Origin of the sequence: Erwinia sp. E602 (assembly GCF_018141005.1) — a bacterium.
GTDB lineage: Bacteria > Pseudomonadota > Gammaproteobacteria > Enterobacterales > Enterobacteriaceae > Erwinia.
The window spans coordinates 472,397-494,058 of the sequence record NZ_CP046582.1 but is presented as its reverse complement, the minus strand read 5'-3'; the positions used below and the strand labels follow the sequence as shown (position 1 = coordinate 494,058).

Sequence of the window (21,662 nt, the reverse complement as noted above, 5' to 3'; positions counted from 1 at the left end):
ACTATGAATATCAAACACTTGGCATTTCATTAGCACCAAAAACCATAACTAAGAACCCTATTTGACCTTGGTTCGCTTTCCCGATAAGTTGGAAATCCGCTGGAAGCAATCCTGAAGGGCCCTTGTGCTGGCATATCTCTGCCACAAGACCACCCCCTCGTGATATCAGTTTCTCCGTAAATGAGACCAGGAATTCAGAGCAGGCTCCATTCAGGGACGTTATCCCACGTCTTTTAATGGCTTGCCCGGCGTAGTGGTGTCCGCGTTATAGCGGCAAAAAAAGAAAATGTTACATCGCCCTGAGCGCTGCTCATCCTGGCTATGTGCTTGAAATAATATAGGTAATGTCAAAAAGAAGTTAAGGAGGCCCTCGATGTCCAGTTCAAAACCTTATCCCTATGGCTTATATGATCCCGCTCAAGAGAGCGACAGTTGTGGCGTAGGTTTTATTACCCGTAAGGACGGCGAGCAAACCCACGAGGTCCTCCGGATGGCGCACAGCGCGCTGTGCACCGTGCCGCATCGTGGCGGGATGTCAGCAGAGGGCGTGGGCGATGGTGCCGGCGTTAACGTCGATATCTCCCTGCAGTTCTTCCGCAAGGTAACCGGCCTGCCGCTGGAGTTCGGCCAGTTTGGCGTCGGCAACTTCTTTGTGCCCAAAGATGGTGCACTGCGCACCAATGCGGAGCAGCTGGTCGAAGAGACGCTGGCAAAACATGGCCTGCCGGTGATCCTCAGGCGCGATATGCCGCTGGACACCAGCGTGCTGCGCCCGGCCGCCATCCCTTCCCAGTTGCCGATCGTGCAGTGGGTGTTTGCCGCGCCACAAGACCTTGCGGATCAAACCGATTTCGAAAAGCGCATCTATCGCGCCCTGCTGGATATCGAAGCCCGTGCCTTTACCGAAAGTGAATTTGGCGGCCTCTACCCGCTGTCGCTCTCATCACGCACCCAGGTATTTAAAGCGCGCCTCAACTCTAATGAAGTGATCCCTTACTTTAAGGATCTGACCGATCCCGATCACGGCGTACGCGGCCTGTTTTTCCATACCCGTTTCTCCACCAACACCGATCCGCACACCACCATGGCACAGCCGTTCCGCCTGATGGCGCACAACGGTGAACTGAATACCGATCGTAAAAACCGCATTGCGGAGTCGGCGCTGGCCTCCGCGCGCGGTAAGACTATCGTTCGCCCTAAAGGGCAGTCCGACAGCTCGCGCCTTGACCAGAGCATTCACAGCCGCCTGATGGAAGATAACCTCGACCTGATCCTCGCCGTGGTATCGATGATGCCGCCGGCCTGGGAAAACGATGACGCGCTGTCCGCCAACGTGCGCGCGATGCTTGAGTACTTCTCGCTGTATGAAGAGAAGAATGACGGCCCGGCGGCGCTGATCTTCGGTAACGGTGAAATCATCGGCGCGCGTCTTGACCGCCTTGGCCTGCGCCCGCTGCGTTCGGTGGAAACCGCTGACTATATCGGCGCGATGTCTGAAGCCGGCCAGATTGCCTTCCCACCGGAGAGCGTACTGCGCCGCGGCCGTATTGAAGCCGGCGGTATGCTCTACTGGGACCATAACGATCGGCGCAGCTACACCACCGTGGAAGCGCTGGAGAAGCTGGCCGCCGAACAGGACTACCCGGCGCTGCTGGCACAGTCGCGCGTGACCCTGCAGGACCTGCCGGTGATCCCGGCCGAGAAACAGGGTTCCCCGCTGCGCTACAGCGGCGATCTGAAGACCTACCAGCGGTTTGTGGCCTACTACTACAACCAGGAAAGCTTCAAGTTCATGATGGACCCGATGCTGACCACCGGCGCTGAGAAGATCTCGGCGATGGGTTACGGCAACGCCATCAACGCCCTGTCCGACCACGAAGGCGGCATGGCGCACTACTTCTCCCAGCGTTTTGCCCAGGTCACCAACCCACCGCTGGACTCGATCCGCGAGGCAGACGGCATGACCCTGCGCGTGGCGCTCGGTGCCAAGCCGCATCTGGGCCGCAGCAAAGGCCGTCAGATCGTGGTGAATAGCCCGATCCTGACCCACCTTGATATGCTGCAGCTGCGCGAGCAGGACGTGGCGCCGTATGCGCGCTTCGAGATGCTCTACCTGCCGGTCACCGGCAGCGATGCACAGAGCCGTCAGGCCAACGCCGACGCGCTGGAACAGGCCATCGACGATCTGGCCCAGCAGGTGGTGGACTTCGCCCGCGAACAGGGCGGCATCGCCGTCCTGACCGACCGTCATATCTCCTCCACCCGCGCGGCGATGCCGATGCTGCTGGTGGTGTCAGCGATCAACCAGCGCCTGGTGCAGGAAGGCCTGCGTCTTGACGTTTCGCTGGTGGTGGAGAGCGGCCAGAGCATCTCTTCACACCATATCGCCGCTACGCTGGGCTTCGGTGCCTCAGCCGTCTATCCGCTCGGCGTGCAGATGCGTGCCGAAGAGAAGTACGGCGAAGGCGAAGAGGGTAACAAGGCCTTTAAGCGCTATGCCAAAGCGGCTGAAAAAGCGCTGATGAAAACCATGGGTAAAGTCGGCCTCTGTACCGTAGAGAGCTACAGCTGTGGTGAATTCTTCGAGCCGAACTTCCTGAATACCGAAGACCGCGTGCTGAAAAAATACTTCCCGAACATCAAGACTCCGGTCGGTGGCGCGGGCTTTGCCTCCATCGCCCAGATGGCGGTGGACTGGCATCAGAGCGCACTGAGAATTCAGGGCGAAGCGGAAGTGCCGTTGCTCGGCCTGTTTAAAGAGCGTGCGGAAGGCGCGGGCCACTCTTACGGCACCATCGCCGTGCGCACCTTTATTGATATGACGGAGCAGCCGATCCGCTTCTCCGACAAAGCACGCGAAGAAGATCAGTTTATTCGCCTGCTGACCCTGGCACGGCTGGATAACGCCTTCAACATCAAAGCGAAAGCCTTTGAGGACAGCAGCTTTGAGCGCATCCCTGACGCGGTGATCGACGCCTTTACCATCACGCCGGACTACCGTCAGTTCTCCAGCCTGATGCATGAAGAGCGTAAACGCCGTCCGGCCGCGTTGCGCGATATTCTGGCCTTCCCGTGCGACCTGACCCACGTCGACAGCCTGACCGAGTTCAGCCGCAAGCTGGGCCGCTATTCGCTGGTCAACAACGGCTTTGCCGTGCGTGGTCTGGTGTGCGAAGCCGTTGCTGGCGAAGCAGGACGCTTTACGCTGCGCCTCACTGACGCCATCGAGGGGCTGAAGCCGCTCGCGGAGCGTCTGCAGACCCTGGCCACCGCGCTGAAAAACCGTTTTGCCGGGCAGATTGAGCACGCTGAAGTCACCGCCGACGGCCTGCAGATCGCCGCTACCGGCGACGCGGCCGATTATCTGTCGCGCATCTTCACCACCCTGCCGTCGCTGCCGTTAAGCGAGGTGCAGCCGGCCCATGAGATCACCCGCACCTTTGCGTCCGGTGCAATGAGCCACGGTGCGCTGGTCGCCCCGGCGCACGAAGCGGTCGCACACGGTACCAATATGGTCGGCGGCATGAGCAACTGCGGTGAAGGCGGTGAGCACTACTCCCGTCACGGCACCATCCGCGCGTCACGGATTAAACAGCTGGCGTCCGGCCGCTTCGGCGTCTGGGCGGCGTACCTGGCCGATCCGATGCTGGAAGAGCTGGAGATCAAAATCGGCCAGGGGGCTAAACCCGGCGAAGGCGGCCAGCTGCCGTCACCAAAAGTAACGGTAGAGATCGCGGCCGCGCGTGGCGGTACGCCAGGCGTGGAGCTGGTTTCCCCGCCGCCGCACCATGACACCTACTCGATCGAGGATCTCGCCCAGCTGATCCACGACTGTAAAGCCGCGCGCGTGAAGGTGATCGTTAAGCTGGTCTCCTCAGAAGGGATCGGCACCATCGCCGTCGGCGTGGCGAAAGCCGGCGCGGACGTGATCAACGTCGCCGGCAACACCGGCGGTACCGGCGCAGCCTCGGTCACCAGCCTGAAGTACACCGGCCGCGTGGCCGAGATCGGCATCGCCGAAGTGCACCAGGCGCTGTGCGCCAACGGCCTGCGTGAGAAGGTGCTGCTGCGCTGCTCCGGCGCACAGCAGACCGGCAGCGACGTGGTGAAATCCGCGCTGCTCGGCGGCGACAGCTTCGAATTTGGTACCACCGCGCTGATGATGCTGAAGTGCGTGATGGCGAAGAACTGTAACGTGAAGTGCCCGGCCGGCCTGACCACCAACGCGGAGGCCTTTGACGGCGATCCGCGGCAGCTGGCGCAGTACTTCATCAACGTGGCGCAGGAAGTGCGTGAAATGCTGGCCCGTCTTGGCCTGCGCTCGCTGCGCGAAGCCCGCGGACGTTCCGACCTGCTGCACCTGATGGACCACCCGCTGGAAGTGGGCCGCCTTGATCTGCGCGCCATGCTGACCGTCGTACCGGAAGTGAAAATTGCCCGTCCGGTCTATCTGGAGAAAGATTTCGAGCTGGACGACGGCTGGGTAGCGCTGCTCGACGGTCAGCTGGTCGCCACCCGCACCAGCGATATTCAGCTGGGTGACGGCGTGACGCTGAACAACCGTAACAAGAGCGTCGGCGGTCAACTGGCGATCGATATCGAACGCAGGCTGAACCATCAGCTGAGCGCAGAACAGTTGAATGCCCTGCCTGGCGTGCTGCAAGACGATCGCGGCCGTCGCTACCTGGCGCCACGCACCGTAACCATCGCCACCAGCGGCTCTGCCGGCCAGTCTTACGGCGTGTTCTGTAACGACGGCATGATGATGACCCACTCCGGCACCTGTAACGATGGCGTGGGCAAAGGCCAGTGCGGTGGCGAAATTATCGTGCTGTCGCCGGGCGGCGGTTCGCAGGATGCCGAAGGCAACGTGCTGGTGGGCAACTTTGCGCTGTTTGGCGCCACCGGCGGACGTCTGTTCGTGCAGGGCCAGGCAGGTGACCGCTTCGCGGTACGTAACTCCGGCGCCACCGCGGTGGTGGAAGGCGTGGGCGACTTCTGCTGCGAATACATGACCAACGGCGCGGTGCTGAACCTCGGTACCTACGGTACCGGCTTCGGTAACGGCATGAGCGGCGGCTTCGCCTACCAGTACGACCCGTACGGCACGCTGGCCGGCTCCGTTGCGGCGGATTCGGTGCTGCTGGGCAGCATTACCGACGATAATGAGATGGCCCGCGTGCACCTGCAGGCGGTGGTGACCCTGCTGCAGTGGCACCTGGCTGCCACCGGCTCCGCGCGCGCGCAGTGGTTACTTGACCACTGGGAGAGCGAGAGCCAGCACTTTGTCTACGTGATGCCGCGTTCGCTGCTGCTGTATCAGGACAGCGGGGAGATCCTTAAGGCGAAAGCCCGTAAGGATCTGCTGGAAGAGCTCTCTACCGCGCTGGCAGCGCACCAGGTCAGCAAGTTTAAAGCGGCCTGGCGTGAAGGTAAGCCGATCGCCAACGGTGCCGTTCCGGCCTACGGCGCGACCGATACCCCGGAAATGCTGGTGCTGCTGAACAACTACACCGTGCTGAGCTCGGCGCAGCAGGTGGCGCTCTCCCGTCTGCCGAAAGGCACCGCGGTGGACGATGCGGCGGTCGAGAAAGCGGTGCGTAACCTGCTGATGACCGAAGACTTCGCGCTGATCGCCAAACTGCAGCGTCATGCCCGCGCGGCGATTGAGAACTACAGCGATGAGCAGCTCTCCTGCCTGATCGCCGCCAAGCGTATGGCGGACTATAAGGCTGCCCTGACCCAGCGTAATATTCGCTCGATGGACAGCCTGGCCACCTACGGCTGGATCATTTACCAGGACGCGCGTAACCGCGAGGTGCTGGGCGGGCTGCCGGACTTTGAAGAACTGTTTGCCCGTGCCGCACTGCCGGAACTGGCTGCCGCAGTGGGCAAATTAGCCTGATAATAAGACCAGAACCCTGACGGCCGGCGCGCCCGGCGGTCAGGGGTAACTGAACACGACGAAACGGGATTGAGTTACACGACATTATGAAAATTCCTTATATTCCTGAAGACGCGCCATTCAATGGCGAGCAGAAATTCTGGCTGGCTGGTTTCCTCGCCGGTTTACATTCGCGCCTGCTGGTGCTGGAAGACAAGCCGCAGGCCGGTGCTGCCGCTGCGGCAACCACGCAACTGCATATCCTGTTCGGTTCGCAAACCGGCAACGCCGAAGCGCTGGCCCAGACTGCGGCAAAAGCCGCACGTGCCAAAGGCCTGGTACCGGTCGTTCAGGGGTTGGGTGAAGTGGACATCGAGGTGTTCGCCAGCATGCGTCACGTGCTGATCGTTACCTCCACCTACGGTGAAGGTGAGATGCCGGACAACGCCGAAATGTTCTGGCAGGCACTTTCCGCCAGCACCGCGCCGCGTCTGGAGCAGATGCACTTCGCGGTACTGGCGATTGGTGATACCAGCTACGATGGCTTCTGCCAGTCCGGGAAGTTCTTCGATATGCGCCTGGAGCAGCTGGGCGCGAAGCGCGTTTACGATCGTATCGACTGCGACATCGATTTTGAAGAGCCGTCCAGCGCCTGGATTGACAGCTCGATGCCGCAGTTTGCGGCCAGCGCCGGCAGCAGCGGCACAGCGCTGGAAAACGCCCCTGAAGCGCCGGTAATTCCGGGCAGCAACAAGAATAATCCGTACGCCTCTGCGCTGGTGACCAACAAACGCCTTTCCGGCGACGCGTCAGGCAAAGAGATCCGTCACTTTGAGTTTGATCTCACCGACAGCGGCCTGAAGTATGAAGCCGGTGATGCGCTGGGCGTGATCCCGGTCAACGATCCGCTGCTGGTAGAGCTGCTGCTGGCCCAGCTGAAAGCCGATTATCAGACTCCGGTGCCGGGCTTTGACCGTAGCCTGGGTGACCTGCTGACCTATCAGTTCGAAATCTCAGAGCCGTCACGCAAGCTGATCGAATGGGTGGGCCAGAACACCACCAACCAGGAGCTGCGCCACGTGCTGCAGCATGACGATAAGGACGCGCTGGGCGTATGGCTGTGGGGCAAAGATACCCTCGACCTGCTGCAGCTGGATCTGAGCCGCACGCTGAGCAGCGCAGAGTTTGTCACCCTGCTGCGTCCGTTGCAGTACCGCGCGTACTCCATCTCCTCCAGCTCGAAGGCGCACCCGAATCAGGTGCACCTGACCGTGGCGTCGGTGCGCTACCACAGCGCCGGACGCGCGCGTAACGGCGTCTGCTCCACTTATCTGGCCGAGCGCGTGGGCCGTGGCGGCAAGCCGGCAATCTTTATCTCGCCGAATAAAGCGTTCCGCGTGCCAGCCAACAGCGCCGCGCCGATGATCATGATCGGCCCGGGCACCGGTATTGCACCGTTCCGCGCCTTCCTGCAGGAGCGTGAGGCGGCAGGCGCCACCGGCAAAAACTGGCTGTTCTTCGGCGACCAGCATCAGGAACACGACTATATCTACCAGGATGAACTGCTGGCCTGGCATGAAAGCGGCCTGCTGACCCACCTGGACCTGGCGTTCTCCCGCGATCAGGCCGAGAAAATCTACGTGCAGACCCGCATGCTGGAAAAAGGTGCTGAGCTGTTTGCCTGGCTGGAAGAAGGTGCCAGCTTCTACGTCTGTGGCGATGCGTCACGCATGGCTAAGGACGTCGACAGGGCGCTGTATGAGATCGTGGTTCAGCACGGCGGCATGTCGGCGGAACGTGCGGGCGATTACATCGACCAGCTGAAGAAAGAAAAACGTTACCTGCGCGACGTCTATTAACCGACAGAGCGGCCCGTGCTTAGGGCCGCTGCGGGTACCACCAGAAGGGGAAGCACCCTGTTCTGGCGGCAATAAAAAACGGGCCATGCGGCCCGTTTTTTTTGTTACTGCTTTGCTGTTCGGCGTTATTTGACCACGCGCAGCGCCGGGCGCCCACCGCGCGGCGGCGGCTCGTCATCCGGGCCGGCATCATCGCCGGGTACGCTGTCGTCAGGGCGATCGCCATCGATCACCGACATCACCGTTTCACTGCTGTCGTCCGCCAAGTTAGCGGCATCATGCTCGCTGACGTCATCGTAGGCCGGTTCCGGTTCAAACATGGTACCGGCACCGTTTTCACGGGCGTAGATGGCCAGAACGGCGGCCAGTGGAACAGAAACGTGTCGCGGCACGCCGCCGAAGCGGGCATTGAAGGTCACGTCATCGTTGCCCAGTTCAAGGTTGCCCACGGCACCGGGCGCAATGTTCAGTACGATCTGCCCATCGCGCGCGTACTCCAGCGGTACTCTGACGCCAGGCAGATTAATATCAACCACCAGGTGCGGCGTCAGCTGGTTTTCAAGTAACCACTCATAGAAAGCGCGCAACAGGTAAGGTCGACGGGCGGTAAGTTGCGACATTTCCATCTGGCTTAGCCCCGCGTTTGCAGGCGCATTTCACGCTCTGTTTCGGTCAGCGAGGCCAGGAAGGAGTCACGCTCAAAGACGCGGGTCATATAGCCCTTCAGCTCTTTCGAACCGGCACCGATTAACTCAATGCCCAGCAGCGGCAGACGCCACAGCAGCGGAGCCAGATAGCAGTCAACCAGGCTGAACTCGTCGCTCATAAAGAACGGCGTGCGGGCGAACAGTGGCGCAATCGCCAGCAGCTCTTCACGCAGCTGTTTGCGCGCGGTCTCGGCTTCCTGCGCCGTGCCCTGCTCAATTTTGTACATCAGGCTGTACCAGTCCTGCTCGACGCGGTGCATCATCAGACGGCTTTCACCGCGTGCAACCGGGTAAACCGGCATCAGCGGAGGGTGCGGGAAACGCTCATCGAGGTATTCCATGATGATGCGGGACTCGTACAACGTCAGTTCACGATCGACAAGCGTTGGCACGGTACGATACGGGTTGAGGTCGATCAGATCCTGCGGCAGGTTATCCGTTTCAACCTGCTCGATCTCGACACTCACGCCTTTCTCAGCCAGTACGATACGCACCTGATGGCTAAAAATGTCAGTCGGACCAGAAAACAGCGTCATTACCGAACGTTTGTTGGCAGCGACAGCCATGTAAACCTCCAAGTTTATCGAGAAAATTACTGCGAATAGCCATCCACGCGGCGACTCATTGTTGCCATTAGCCCGAAGATAGACCGCCCCTAAAACGAGTCAGGATACACGCGTCATTACCCGGCCAATAGGCACAAAGTGACACACAGTTTACCAGATTTTAGCCAGCTTGTGGGGCAGGGAACGCCGATTTGACGGGGAAAATGCCAAAGCGGAAGACGTTTCGCTTTTTTTGCAGTCACAAAATGTAAAAAACCCGGCGCCAGGCGCCGGGTTTTCGCATAACCAATTCTGCCGGAGCAGAACAGATTAACGTTTGGAGAACTGAGGACGACGACGTGCTTTACGCAGACCGACTTTCTTACGTTCAACCTGACGTGCATCACGAGTAACGAAGCCTGCTTTACGCAGTTCGCCACGCAGTGACTCGTCAAACTCCATCAGAGCGCGGGTGATACCGTGACGGATCGCACCAGCCTGACCAGAGATACCACCACCTTTAACGGTGATGTACAGATCGAATTTACCGACCATGTCCAGCAGTTCCAGCGGCTGACGAACTACCATGCGGGCAGTTTCGCGACCGAAGTACTGTTCTAATGAACGCTGGTTGATAACGATGTTACCACTGCCCGGCTTGATAAATACGCGAGCGGTAGAGCTTTTGCGGCGACCAGTGCCGTAGTTTTGATTCTCAGCCATTGCCTGTAATCCCGATTAAATGTCAAGAACTTGCGGTTGCTGTGCCGCATGGTTGTGCTCGTTGCCCGCGTAAACTTTCAGTTTACGGTACATAGCACGACCCAGCGGGCCCTTTGGCAGCATGCCTTTAACCGCGATTTCAATCACACGCTCAGGACGGCGAGCAATCATCTCTTCGAAGGTCGCTTGCTTGATACCACCGACGAAGCCGGTGTGATGGTAATAAATCTTGTCAGTACGCTTGTTACCGGTTACGGCAACTTTTTCTGCGTTCAGGACGATGATATAATCACCAGTATCGACGTGCGGAGTGTATTCCGCTTTGTGCTTACCGCGCAGACGACGAGCCAGTTCAGTCGCTAAACGACCTAAGGTTTTGCCTGTTGCGTCAACAACATACCAGTCACGTTGGACGGTTTCTGGCTTAGCTGTAAAAGTTTTCATCTAAAAGCTTACCCAAATTAAGTTACACGTTGGTGAAATCCCAAACGCTTGAATAAACGGTTGGAGCTCACACGACCATCTTGTCCAGCAAGCCCACCCCTTCGGATAGAGTTACCAGAGCACAAAGAGTTTTGGGAAAAAAACCTTTGCAGTAACGTGGGGTCGCAAGAGTATAGAGAAGTCATCCGCAAAAATCGAACGTTTTTTGCGATAAAATTCCTGTTCTGCTGCGGTCCGGATTCACGTTTCAGGGCAGATGCGGCAGGCGCAAATACTCTTCGCTCTGCATCTCCTGCAGACGGGAGACGCAGCGCTGGTATTCAAACTTCAGCCGCGTGCCCTGATAAATTTCGTACAGCGATGCTTCCGCCGAAACCACCAATTTTACGTGACGCTCGTAAAATTCATCCACCAGCGCCAGAAAGCGCCGTGCCTGGTCTTCGGTCTTGTAAATCATCACCGGCACATCATACAGCAATACGCTGTGAAAACGGCGGGAAAGCTCAATATAGTCGTGCTGGCTGCGCCCTTCCCCACACAGGGCGAGGAAATTCATCGCCAGCACCCCTTCCGCCACGCCCAGCGTCGGCAGCTGACGGTGGTTGATGGTCAGCGGCTCGTGCTCAACCCGCGGCTTACCGGCCAGCGCGACGAACATCCTCTCCATCTCTTTGCTGGTCTCTGCGCCCAGTGGCGTCATCCACAGATGGGCCGAGGTCAGGGTACGCAGGCGGTAATCGATGCCCGCATCGACGTTCATCACTTCACAGTGCTGTTTAATCATCGCAATCGCCGGCATAAAGCGTGCGCGCTGCAGGCCGTTGCGGTAGAGATCGTCCGGCGGGATGTTGGAAGTGGCCACCAGGGTGATGCCGCGGCTGAACAGCGCCTCCATCAGCGTGCCCAGCAGCATTGCGTCGGTGATGTCTGACACAAAAAATTCATCGAAGCACAGCAGGTCGGTTTCGGCTTTGAAACGATCGGCAACAATTTGCAGCGGATCGCTGTGCCCCTGCAGCTGGGTCAGCTCTTCATGCACCCGCAGCATAAAGCGGTGAAAGTGCAGCCGCTGCTTGCGCTCACCAGGAATTGACTGAAAAAAGCTGTCCATCAGCCAGGTCTTGCCACGCCCGACGCCGCCCCACATATACAGGCCCCGCACCGGCTGTTGCACCTCGGGCTTGCCTTTACCCAGCAACTTATTCAGCCTGCCCAAAAGGCCACCGCCCTGGCTCACCGCCGACGGGGTTTGCTGGCTCAACGCCTGCCAGATCCCGTTCAGACGGGTCATGGCGGCACGCTGTACCTCATCAGGCTGGTACTCACCGTTTGCCAGCGCCTGCTCATAGCGCGCCAGCGGGGACATCGTTTGCATAGTTTGGTCACATTCCCTGAAAAAAGGCCTGAACACGGCCGCCGATCGTCGAAAAAAAAGTCGCTCTACACTAAGCGAAGCAGCGGCAGGATTCCACTTCGATAACATTAGCGGTTATAGTGGTTAGTATTGATGGTGAAGGCCCTGTGAAACAACGAAGAGAAAATGGGAGTAATTTATGACGTGGGAATACGCGCTTATTGGCTTAGTGGTTGGAATTATCATCGGCGCGGTGGCAATGCGTTTTGGTAACCGCAAACTGCGTGAGCAACGCAGCCTGCAGTATGAGCTGGAAAAGAGCAAAGCCGAGCTGTCAGACTATCGTGAAGAGCTGACCAGCCACTTCGCGCACAGCGCCGAACTGCTGGACAATATGGCGCGCGATTACCGCCAGCTGTATCAGCATATGGCCAAAGGATCGAACGATCTGCTGCCAAACCTGCCGGGTGAGAAGAACCCGTTTGCCTGGCAGCTGACCGAAGCAGAAGCCGATAACGATCAGGCGCCGGTGCAGATGCCGCGCGACTATCCTGACAGCGCCACCGGCCTGCTGCGTGGTGAGCGTACCAGCACGAAATAAGCCACACTGAGAGGGGCGCACCGCGCCTCTCTGCCTGCCACCTGCCTGTACCGGCAGAACTTTCAGCACCTGCTAGCGAGAGCGTCGTCACGATGAAAAAAACATCATTTATGTTCAGCGCATTAGCCCTGAGTATGGGTATCAGCCTGGCTTCCATCCCCGTTGTGCAGGCATCGCTTCCCTCTCAGGTTCAGGGCGAGGCGCTGCCCAGCCTGGCACCGATGCTGGAGCAGGTTCTGCCTGCCGTAGTCAGCGTGCATGTTGAAGGCAGTGAAAATAAAGAGCAGCAGATCCCGGAGCAGTTGAAGCGTTTCTTCGGCCAGGGTGCGCCCGGCGCGGAACCCGGCGAGGAGCAAAAGCAGCCGTTTGAAGGGCTGGCCTCCGGGGTGATCATTAACGCCGAAAAAGGCTACGTGCTGACCAATAACCACGTGGTGGACGGGGCGGAAAAAATCCGCGTGCAGCTGAGTGACGGACGCGAGTTCGATGCCAAACTGATTGGCCGCGATGAACAGACCGACGTGGCGCTGATCCAGCTGGAGGGTGCCAGCAAGCTGACCCAGGTGAAAATCGCCGATTCAGACCAGCTGAAAGTGGGCGATTTTGCCGTCGCCATCGGTAACCCCTTCGGCCTCGGCCAGACGGCCACCTCCGGCATCGTTTCCGCGCTGGGGCGCAGCGGCCTGAACCTCGAAGGGCTGGAGAACTTTATCCAGACCGATGCGGCGATCAACCAGGGGAACTCCGGCGGCGCGCTGGTCAACCTGAACGGCGAGCTGATCGGATTGAATACCGCGATCCTCGCCTCTTCCGGCGGCAATATCGGCATCGGCTTTGCTATCCCGTCCAATATGGCGATCAACCTCGCGCAGCAGCTGATTGAGTTTGGCGAGGTGAAGCGTGGTCAGTTGGGTATTAAAGGCACCGAGATGACCGCCGATATGGCGAAGGCGTTTAACGTTGACGTGCAGCGCGGGGCCTTCGTCAACGAAGTGCTGCCGCAGTCGGCCGCGGCGAAAGCCGGTATCAAGGCCGGTGACATCATTACCCGGGTAAACGACAAAGCGATTAACAGCTTTGCCGAACTGCGGGTGAAAATTGGTACCACGCCGCCGGGCCAGGAGGTGCAGGTCACCCTGCTGCGCGAAGGTAAGCCGCTTACCGTCGGCGTTAAGCTGGATAACAGCAGCACCGCCACCAGCGCGCCGCTAACCCCGGCGCTGCAGGGTGCCACGCTGAGCGACGGCGCAGCCAAAGATGGCAGCAAAGGCGTTCACGTTGATAACGTTGAAAAATCTACCCCGGCGGCCCAGTTCGGCCTGCAGAAGGATGATGTGATCGTTGGCGTCAACCGCTCGCCGGTGCAGAACATCGCCGAGCTGCGTAAGGTGCTGGAGAGCAAACCGGCGCTGCTGGCGCTGAACGTCATCCGCGGCAATGAGAGTATTTATCTGCTGTTGCGTTAACGTCCCCGGCGGGCACCGCTACTGTGCCCGCCTCAGTCATGCTATTCTGCCCTTCGTTCATTCATTCACCGCTTAAAACCATGTTTCCTAAACTTTTGCGTTCCGTGATCTTTGGCCTGATTGTCGCCGCTGCCCTGCTGGTCGCCGTGCCCGCCCTGCGCGTGGGCGGCAACCTGCTGACGCCGCAGGTTGACAGCGCCGACGAGCAGCCCGTCAGCTATAACGCCGCGGTACGCCGCGCCGCGCCGGCGGTGGTCTACGTTTACAGCCGTAACGTCAGCAGCGGCAACGATGTGCTGGGGTCCGGGGTGATTATGGATCCGCGCGGCTATATTCTGACCAACCGTCACGTGATCAACGACGCCAGCCAGATCGTGGTACGCCTGCAGGATGGCCGCAGCCTGGTGGCGATGCTGGTCGGTTCTGACCAGCTGACCGACCTGGCGGTGCTGAAGATCAGCGCCCCCAACCTGCCTGTGATCCCGATTAATCCGCAGCGGGTGGCGCATATTGGTGACCTGGTGATGGCGATTGGCAACCCCTATAACATTGGCCAGACCGTGACCCAGGGCATCATCGGTGCCACCGGCCGCGTGGGGTTAAGCCCGTCACGTCATCAGGATTTCCTGCAGACCGACGCGTCAATCAACCGCGGCAACTCGGGCGGTGCGTTGATTAACTCGCTGGGCGAGCTGATGGGCATCAACACCCTCACCTTTGATAAAAGCAGCAACGGCGAAACGCCGGAAGGGCTCGGTTTTGCCATCCCAACCCGGCTGGCCAGCAAAATTATGGAAAAGCTGATCCGTGACGGTCGGGTGATCCGCGGCTGGATCGGCATTAATGGTGAAGAGCGTCGCCTGCCGGATCAGGTATCCGGGCTGGAACATACTCAGGGCATTCAGATTAAAGAGGTCTATCCCGGTAGCCCGGCTGCGCTGGCGGGGATGCAGGTCAATGATGTGATTACCCACGTCAACGGCCAGCCGGCGATGTCGGCGCTGGAGACGATGGATCAGGTAGCGGAGATCAGGCCGGGCACGGTGATTAAAATCACGGTGATTCGTAACGAACGTGAAATGACGCTACCGGTTACCGTTCAGGAGTATCCGCAGCAGGACAGCGGCACCCCGGCCAGTTGATCTGAGGGTTGCCCCACCGGACGGTGGGGCTGGCCGTGCAGAATTACTTAACGAACGCTTCGCCCTGGGCAATATCCTGCTTCAGGGTTTCCAGCATCCCTTCCAGCGACTGCTGTTCAAAGGCGCTGAGCGCACCGATCGGCAGGCGTTTCTCAACGCCGTTTTTACCTAACAGCAGCGGCTGTGAGAAGAAACGCGCATGTTCGCCATCGCCTTCAACGTAGGCACACTCTACCACGTTGGCTTCACCCTGCAGCGCGCGCACCAGAGACAGGCCAAATTTCGCCGCCGCCTGCCCCATCGACAGGGTAGCCGAACCGCCGCCCGCTTTCGCTTCCACTACCTCGGTACCGGCGTTCTGAATACGTTTGGTCAGGCTGGCCGCTTCCTGCTCGGAGAAGCTGACGCCCGGGATCTGCGACAGAAGTGGCAGAATGGTCACGCCCGAGTGACCGCCCACCACCGGCACGTTCAGCTGGTGCGGATCCTTACCTTTCAGCGCTGCCACAAAGGTACTGGAGCGGATGATATCCAGCGTGGTGACGCCAAACAGGCGATTCTTATCGTAAACGCCGGCTTTTTTCAGCACCTCGGCGGCAATCGCCACGGTGGTGTTCACCGGGTTGGTGATAATACCAATCAGGGCTTTCGGGCTGGTGGAGGCCACCTGCTCGACCAGGTTACGCACGATACCGGCGTTAACGTTAAACAGATCAGAGCGGTCCATGCCCGGCTTACGCGCCACGCCGGCAGAAATCAGCACCACATCGGCACCTTCCAGCGCTGGCGTGGCATCTTCACCACTGAAGCCAACGATGCTCACCGCGGTGGGAATGTGGCTGAGGTCAACCGCCACGCCGGGGGTCACCGGCGCAATATCGTACAGGGAGAGTTCTGATCCAGCCGGAAGCTGGGTTTTAAGCAGGAGGGCCAGCGCCTGGCCGATACCGCCTGCTGCACCAAGAACAGCAACTTTCATCCTAAACTCCTTATTATAAGTGCATCTGTTGAGTGCCGTAGAATCCGTCTGCCTGTGACCTTATTTTATCTGGCAGGAAAATGACGAGAGCTATGCGTGCTTTACAGTGAAAAAGCGCTAGCCGCTCGTGAATCACGGAATTTTGCGCGGTGAGAACGGCAGACGGAAAAAATCGGCGCTACCTTACACCTATAGCACTTATCGGAACAACTTCAATTTAAACACTAACAAAATGTTTACTTTTTAGTCACATCAATTCAAGGCAGGCAAATACTTTTTCGTTCCAAACTTTGTTAGACTGCGCTCCCCGGCCGGTCTGCAGACAGATTTTGTCACTTCCTGTTTGCATAAAAATTCATTTAATTGCATAATAATTTAATATCCCGCTGCGGGTATCCCTTAATAACTCACTTTTATCGGTAACCTATGCGTAATCCGTCAAAACAAGAAGAACTGATCAAGGCGTTCAAGGCCTTACTGAAAGAAGAAAAATTCAGCTCGCAGGGCGAGATCGTCAGCGCACTGCAGCACGATGGCTTTGAGAACATCAATCAGTCGAAAGTGTCGCGGATGCTGACCAAGTTCGGCGCGGTACGCACCCGCAACGCCAAAATGGAGATGGTCTACTGCCTGCCGGCGGAGCTGGGCGTGCCGACCACCACCAGCCCGCTGAAAAACCTGGTGCTGGACATCGACTATAACGATGCGCTGGTGGTGATCCATACCAGCCCCGGCGCGGCGCAGCTGATCGCCCGCCTGCTGGATTCGCTGGGCAAAGCGGAGGGTATCCTCGGCACTATCGCCGGTGATGACACCATCTTTATCACGCCTGCGCGCAGCTTTACGGTGAAACAGCTGCACGACGCGGTGCTGGTGCTGTTTGAGCAGGAGCTGTAAGCCTTAGCGCGTTGTCGCTCGTCACAGCCAGTATCAGGCCACGGCACGTGACTTCGGGCCGTTAACCCCGGTCTTATCAGTCAGAGCCGCGCCACCGCGGCTCTGACTGTTTTTCGTCTTTCCCCTTCCCCTTAAAACAGCACAATACGCTGGTTTTTTCCTGCCTGATGCGTTCTGACGGTTCACAATCACGCCAGTAGTAATGTGATCTACCACAAATAACAGCACAAATAGTTAATTTGACATATCAGTTTGATTTTTATCATATTTTTTTGATGGTGGTTAAATTTAAGGCATTGCTTATAACAACCGGTTATAAAAAAACCTATCCGAAACCAATAACCCCAACAAAAAATTATTAGCATGCTATTAATATTTCGCGTTATTAGATCTATACTTGTTTCCGTGATGCAAATCACACTAACAAGCAAAGATAATAAAATTGACGAGGAAAAATATCATGAACGTTAAAACTACTGTTGCCACCTTTGGCCTGCTTTCTGCCCTGTCATTCGGTGCTTTTGCCGCAGAATCGGTTAACACCGATCAGGCAAAAAATCTGCAGTCTGTTGGCGTGATTAGCGTCAGCGGCGTGGGCGGCTCACCGATGGATATCCGTCAGGCGCTGAACACCAAAGCCGATGCGCAAGGCGCCAGCGCCTACCGCGTGGTAGAGGCCTACAACAACGGCAACTGGCACGCCACCGCCGAACTGTATAAATAAGCCCGGCCAAACGATCATCAACAAAATCAGTACGATAACCCCAAGAATAATAAACGCTTTTTAGCCCTTTCGGTTATCGCATCACCCTTTTATGGAGTCACTATTATGAAAACTACCTTTACCATTGCTGCATTAGGTCTTGCTTCTGTTCTCTCCTTCGGTGCCAGCGCGGCCAGCCTGGTCACCAGCGAACAGGTTGCCAGCCAGAACCTGCAGCCGGTTGGCACCGTAAGCGTTAGCGGTATTGACGGCGCACCGACCGATATCCGTCAGCAGCTGTCGGAAAAAGCGGACCAGCAGGGTGCCAGCGCCTACCGGGTGATTGAGGCCTATAACAACGGCAACTATCACGCCACCGCTGAACTGTACAAATAAATAATGACGCGGGCACCTCCGTGCCCGACCGTGACATCGACGACCTGGTTAAGATGTGAAATCCCGCAGGTTGTTGAACATTGAGCTTATTGAGGAAATGAACAATGAAAATCAAAACAACCATCGCCGTGCTCGGCCTGCTCTCTACCGTTGCTTTCGGCGCGTCTGCCGCGCAGCTGGTTACCAGCGAGCAGGTACAGAATCTGCAATCTGCGGGCACCATTACCGTTAGCGGCGTCAACGGCGTACCGACCGATATCCGTCAGCAGCTGTCTGAGAAGGCGGACAAACAGGGCGCTTCTGCTTTCCGTGTGATTGAAGCACGCCTGCAGGACAACTACCACGTCACTGCCGAGCTGTATAAGTAATTCCTCGTCACCGGGCCGTCGAACGATGGCCCACTAAGACGAACCCTTTGGCCCCGCTTGTCGGGGCCCTTTTTGGCCCGCCGTCCCCAATCATCAAAGCGCAGCGTTTGTTCCCGCTGCGCTTTTGTCTGCAAGCCCCACGGCGTCTTCCCCTGACATTATCCTTCCTCCCTCAGCTACGCGCCCGATCTCTGACAACGCCTGTTACGACCACATGCCTGCCGTCGCGCCGCTTCCCCTGTGTGCTAAGTCAGGCGTAACCCCCGTGGGCCTCGCGACAGATTGCCTGCTCCTGCTCTGATCCCAGCCACTTCGATCAGGTAAGCCGGCAGCTTTCAGCCGCGATGATGGGGGATTTCAGCCAGGTAGCAGAGAGAAGACGCCATGCCAGGAAGGAAAGCCGGCAGCGTGAGCTGCCGGTGGGATTTAAATCTTGATTAGGGTGTTCTGGTATTTCTTCAGCATCGCCGCCAGCCGGGCGACCGGTTCGGTGACGCTGAGCGGAGCCTGATATTCGACCAGCTTCTGCTGATAGATATCGAACTCTGACAGCAGCCGGGTAAAGTAGTGGCGACGTTTGGTGTCGCTGCTGGCGGAGATCACCCGGTCCGCCGTGTGACGCATTTGCTTATGAAACGCCGACAGATCGGCATTGATCGGGATCTCCGCATCGCGCAGCCGCTGATGACCGATGATCAGCGTCAGTGCGAGGCGGAACTTATCGATATCACCGGGATAGAGATTCAGCAGCATAAACAGTTGCTGATAGAGCGCGGGCAGATGGTTCTCTTTGCGTCGCGCGGTGTTGGTCGTCATCGCCGCCACCGCCGCGTACATAAAGCGGTTCAGCAGGGTACGGGCCACCCGGGCCTTCGAGCTGTCGCGGATCAGCAGCAGCACCAGCAGCGCCACTATCGCACCAATCGCCTGGCCCAGCGCGCCGTCCATAAACACGCTGACCTCAAATTTCATCGGATTATCCAGCGTCAGGATGTTGATGGTGCCGACCAGTGCACCCAGCGTGCCGATCTGCCGGCGCTGGATCAGCAGCCCGGCGATAAACGCCATCACCCCCAGCGCGATCAGCAGCAGCAGCAGGCTCTGCTGGGTGGCCGGCATGATCACCATGTAGTAGAGCGATCCCAGCGGGATCGCCACGATCATGCCGTAGACAAAATCTTTCGCCATCATCACCGGGTTCGGCATACGCATCGCCAGCGCGGTGATCACCGCCAGCATCACCATTGCCCCGCTGCCCGAGGTCCAGCCGGTCCACAGCCAGAACAGCGATCCCACCCCGGTGGCAACAAAGGTACGCACGCCGTTAAGCAGCGCGTGACGGCTTTCCGCCGAACGCATCTTCACCACCGGTTCGGCGTCCAGCACCTCTTCCTCAATGCGGCTGATGCGGCTGTTGGTCTGGATCCCCTTCAGCAGCAGCAGATAACGGCTGGCGGCGCCGACCCAGCTGGTCAGCGTGGCCGGGGTATTTCTGCTGCCGCTGACGGTAATCACCCGGCGCAGGATCTTCATCCGCTTATGCACGTCAGCCACGCTGGTGACCGGCTTTTCAAAGAACAGCTGAAACTGCGGCGGCACGTATTCCGGCCGCGAGTTCTGGATCAGGAAGGTTTCGCAGGCTTGGGTAATCAGCGTCAGCGACAGGCTGTTCATCACCGTCATCCGCCGCTCCACCTTGTGCCAGCGCCCGGACTCCATCATCAGATGCGTACGCATGCCCTTCAGCGCGGTGGTGCGCCGCACCAGCCCGGCCCAGGCTTTGTCCACCTCGTCTTTATCGCCGTGCGCTACGCACAGCTGCATTAGCTGGTAGTGATCCACCAGCAGCGACTCCGCTTCGCGGTCAATATCCAGCTTGATCGAGCGCGGCGAAAACAGCAGGTCGGCGAGAATGGCGCAGACGATGCCGATGATGATCTCGCTACAGCGCTCAACGGCAAACTGCGGTGCCAGCAACAGTGAGCCGTTGGCATCTACGCTGACCACAATAATCAGCGCCGTATAGCCGGCCAGCCCCAGCGCATAGGAGTTCTCCACCTTGATCAGCGAAGAGATCCACACGCACACTCCGGCCCACAGGCAGCACAGCATCAGCATTAACGCCGGGGCACGAATGGTGGCAATCATAATGGTCAGCGCGGCGATACAGCCGATAAAGGTGCCGATAATGCGCAGCATGCCGCGGTGGCGCAGCGCGCCGGAGAAGGGATCGCCACCGGCGGCAAAGCCGGTGCCGCCCGCCACGATAGCGGCGGTCATCACCGCCCAGCGCGGGGTTTCAAGATTGAATTCAAAGCCGACAAACAGCGCCATCACGATGGCGAAGGTAAGCTTGATCGGAAAACGCAGACGATACCACTGCATGGTGCCCCCGGCCTCAGCCAAACTCGCGCAGGCGATGCATCAGCTGCATAAACGGCGACAGCGGCTCGGCTTTACGGTCGGCGGGCCCGGTTACCACCACGGTGGCCGTGGTGCCGGAAGGGAACAGATTCCCCGGCTGCCGATCGAGGTGGATCCGCACCGGCACGCGCTGCGCCAGGCGCACCCACTCGAGGTTCGAGTCAATGGTGGCCATGCCTTTGCTGTCAACGGTGCTGCTGCTGTTGGTCACCCCGGCGGCAACGCTGTCCACCGTGCCGCGCAGCAGCTGGTTGCTGCCCAGCGGGGTGATCTCAACGCGATAGCCGGGACGGATACCGTCAAGCTTGGTCTCTTCCAGGTACGCCAGCACGTAGAACGAGCCCTGTTTTACCAGCGCCACCGACGTCGACCCGCGGGTAATGAACTCGCCGGTATAGACGTTGAGGTTGGTTACCCAGCCCGCCGACGGCGCTTTGATCACCGTGCGCTCCAGATCGAGCTTCGCCAGATCGCGGGTGGCTACCGCTTTGGCCAGCTGGTGCTCGGTGGTCTGGAAATCGCTGTTCGCCTGGTCAATCGCCTCACGCGACATCGCCGAGGTGCCGAGCTGGTTACGGCGCGACGCTTCGCGGCGTTTTTCACTCAGCAGCGCCTGGTAGTAGGCAACATCGGCTTCAGCCTCTTCCAGCGCCTTCTGATAACGCGGCTGGTCGATGGTGAACAGCACCTGGTCTTTCTGCACCAGCTGGTTGTCGCGCACGCGCACATCGGTGATCAGGCCACTGACGTCCGGGGCAATCGCCACCACGTCAGCGGAGAATTTGGCATCACGCGTCCACGGGGATTCGGTGTAGAACACCCAGACGCGGAAAATCAGCACGACGGCCACCACCACCAGCAGCAGCGTAATGGCGAAACGGGATATTTTTCTTGTTAGCGCTTTCACAATGACCTCAGACGAACAAACGGGAGACAAGATAAAACAGGCAGCAGTAGAGCGCCGTATTAAACAGGGCGGGATGCCACACCAGATCGTACAGACCGGTAGGCGTGATCAGCCGACGCACCAACCAGAACAGCATCAGTGACACAATAATTTCAAAGAAGATGGGCGGAAAAGACAGCCCAAACACCACAATAACCGGAAGCACACTCATCTCTTATCCTTGTCGATACCATACCGGGCCTGAGGCACCATCAACCCGCTCC

General features: G+C 58.6%; 18 protein-coding genes. 9 read left to right on the top strand and 9 right to left on the bottom strand.

Translation table 11 applies throughout. From position 1 onward, the window contains the following. The first annotated feature begins 373 nt into the window (after positions 1 to 373). Both GKQ23_RS03660 and GKQ23_RS03655 read left to right on the top strand, forming a co-directional pair. Positions 374 to 5,905: a glutamate synthase-related protein gene (locus GKQ23_RS03660; protein ID WP_212409786.1), complete on the top strand. Its 5,532-nt coding sequence runs from the start codon at positions 374 to 376 to the stop codon at positions 5,903 to 5,905. Positions 5,906 to 5,991: 86 nt separating this feature from the next. Further along, positions 5,992 to 7,743 (top strand): sulfite reductase subunit alpha, encoded by a 1,752-nt coding sequence (locus tag GKQ23_RS03655; RefSeq protein ID WP_212409785.1) that lies wholly within the window; start codon positions 5,992 to 5,994, stop codon positions 7,741 to 7,743. A 125-nt stretch (positions 7,744 to 7,868) separates the two neighbouring features. On the opposite strand, the gene sspB is transcribed toward GKQ23_RS03655, so the two are convergent. The 5 genes from sspB to zapE all read right to left on the bottom strand — a co-directional run bounded on the left by sspB (position 7,869) and on the right by zapE (position 11,537). Next, the gene (sspB, locus tag GKQ23_RS03650; protein ID WP_212409784.1) at positions 7,869 to 8,369 is read right to left on the bottom strand and encodes a ClpXP protease specificity-enhancing factor; all 501 of its coding nucleotides are present in this window, start codon (positions 8,367 to 8,369) and stop codon (positions 7,869 to 7,871) included. Positions 8,370 to 8,374: 5 nt separating this feature from the next. Next, positions 8,375 to 9,016, bottom strand: a complete 642-nt coding sequence (gene sspA / locus GKQ23_RS03645; RefSeq protein WP_056231101.1) for a stringent starvation protein SspA — start codon at positions 9,014 to 9,016, stop codon at positions 8,375 to 8,377. Positions 9,017 to 9,325: 309 nt separating this feature from the next. Then, complete coding sequence (gene rpsI / locus GKQ23_RS03640) at positions 9,326 to 9,718, bottom strand: 30S ribosomal protein S9 (RefSeq protein ID WP_056231096.1); 393 nt, start codon at positions 9,716 to 9,718, stop codon at positions 9,326 to 9,328. A gap of 15 nt (positions 9,719 to 9,733) precedes the next feature. Continuing rightward, positions 9,734 to 10,162, bottom strand: coding sequence for a 50S ribosomal protein L13 (rplM, locus tag GKQ23_RS03635; RefSeq protein ID WP_056231094.1), 429 nt, complete (start codon positions 10,160 to 10,162; stop codon positions 9,734 to 9,736). A 247-nt stretch (positions 10,163 to 10,409) separates the two neighbouring features. Then, the gene (gene zapE, locus GKQ23_RS03630) at positions 10,410 to 11,537 is read right to left on the bottom strand and encodes a cell division protein ZapE (protein ID WP_212409783.1); all 1,128 of its coding nucleotides are present in this window, start codon (positions 11,535 to 11,537) and stop codon (positions 10,410 to 10,412) included. 178 nt (positions 11,538 to 11,715) lie between these two features. On the opposite strand from zapE, the gene zapG reads away from it, so the two are divergent. From zapG to degS, 3 genes are all read left to right on the top strand, one after another. Then, positions 11,716 to 12,117, top strand: a complete 402-nt coding sequence (gene zapG, locus GKQ23_RS03625; RefSeq protein WP_056231087.1) for a Z-ring associated protein ZapG — start codon at positions 11,716 to 11,718, stop codon at positions 12,115 to 12,117. A 92-nt stretch (positions 12,118 to 12,209) separates the two neighbouring features. After that, a complete protein-coding gene (degQ, locus tag GKQ23_RS03620) occupies positions 12,210 to 13,583 on the top strand; it encodes a serine endoprotease DegQ (protein ID WP_212409782.1) in 1,374 nt (457 codons plus the stop codon). Between the two features lie 80 nt (positions 13,584 to 13,663). Further along, positions 13,664 to 14,725: an outer membrane-stress sensor serine endopeptidase DegS gene (degS, locus tag GKQ23_RS03615; RefSeq protein ID WP_056231082.1), complete on the top strand. Its 1,062-nt coding sequence runs from the start codon at positions 13,664 to 13,666 to the stop codon at positions 14,723 to 14,725. A 43-nt stretch (positions 14,726 to 14,768) separates the two neighbouring features. Here degS and mdh read toward each other — a convergent pair whose 3' ends face one another. Further along, positions 14,769 to 15,704: a malate dehydrogenase gene (gene mdh / locus GKQ23_RS03610; protein WP_056231078.1), complete on the bottom strand. Its 936-nt coding sequence runs from the start codon at positions 15,702 to 15,704 to the stop codon at positions 14,769 to 14,771. Positions 15,705 to 16,130: 426 nt separating this feature from the next. On the opposite strand from mdh, the gene argR reads away from it, so the two are divergent. The 4 genes from argR to yhcN (GKQ23_RS03590) all read left to right on the top strand — a co-directional run bounded on the left by argR (position 16,131) and on the right by yhcN (GKQ23_RS03590) (position 18,068). Beyond that, positions 16,131 to 16,601 (top strand): transcriptional regulator ArgR, encoded by a 471-nt coding sequence (gene argR, locus GKQ23_RS03605; RefSeq protein WP_056231075.1) that lies wholly within the window; start codon positions 16,131 to 16,133, stop codon positions 16,599 to 16,601. A 460-nt stretch (positions 16,602 to 17,061) separates the two neighbouring features. After that, complete coding sequence (yhcN, locus tag GKQ23_RS03600) at positions 17,062 to 17,325, top strand: peroxide/acid stress response protein YhcN (RefSeq protein ID WP_056231072.1); 264 nt, start codon at positions 17,062 to 17,064, stop codon at positions 17,323 to 17,325. Between the two features lie 105 nt (positions 17,326 to 17,430). Further along, positions 17,431 to 17,700 carry a peroxide/acid stress response protein YhcN gene (gene yhcN / locus GKQ23_RS03595; RefSeq protein WP_056231070.1) on the top strand — a complete coding sequence of 90 codons (270 nt, stop codon included), beginning with the start codon at positions 17,431 to 17,433 and terminating at the stop codon, positions 17,698 to 17,700. 104 nt (positions 17,701 to 17,804) lie between these two features. Next, positions 17,805 to 18,068, top strand: coding sequence for a peroxide/acid stress response protein YhcN (yhcN, locus tag GKQ23_RS03590; RefSeq protein WP_056231067.1), 264 nt, complete (start codon positions 17,805 to 17,807; stop codon positions 18,066 to 18,068). 426 nt (positions 18,069 to 18,494) lie between these two features. Here the strand turns inward: yhcN (GKQ23_RS03590) and aaeB are convergent, their stop codons facing one another. Genes aaeB through aaeX form a run of 3 tightly spaced genes read right to left on the bottom strand, consistent with a single transcriptional unit; the run spans position 18,495 to position 21,610 of the window. Then, positions 18,495 to 20,453, bottom strand: a complete 1,959-nt coding sequence (aaeB, locus tag GKQ23_RS03585) for a p-hydroxybenzoic acid efflux pump subunit AaeB (protein ID WP_056231065.1) — start codon at positions 20,451 to 20,453, stop codon at positions 18,495 to 18,497. A gap of 13 nt (positions 20,454 to 20,466) precedes the next feature. Beyond that, complete coding sequence (gene aaeA / locus GKQ23_RS03580) at positions 20,467 to 21,399, bottom strand: p-hydroxybenzoic acid efflux pump subunit AaeA (protein ID WP_212409781.1); 933 nt, start codon at positions 21,397 to 21,399, stop codon at positions 20,467 to 20,469. Between the two features lie 7 nt (positions 21,400 to 21,406). After that, positions 21,407 to 21,610, bottom strand: a complete 204-nt coding sequence (gene aaeX / locus GKQ23_RS03575) for a p-hydroxybenzoic acid efflux pump operon protein AaeX (RefSeq protein WP_056231059.1) — start codon at positions 21,608 to 21,610, stop codon at positions 21,407 to 21,409. Positions 21,611 to 21,662 lie beyond the last annotated feature (52 nt).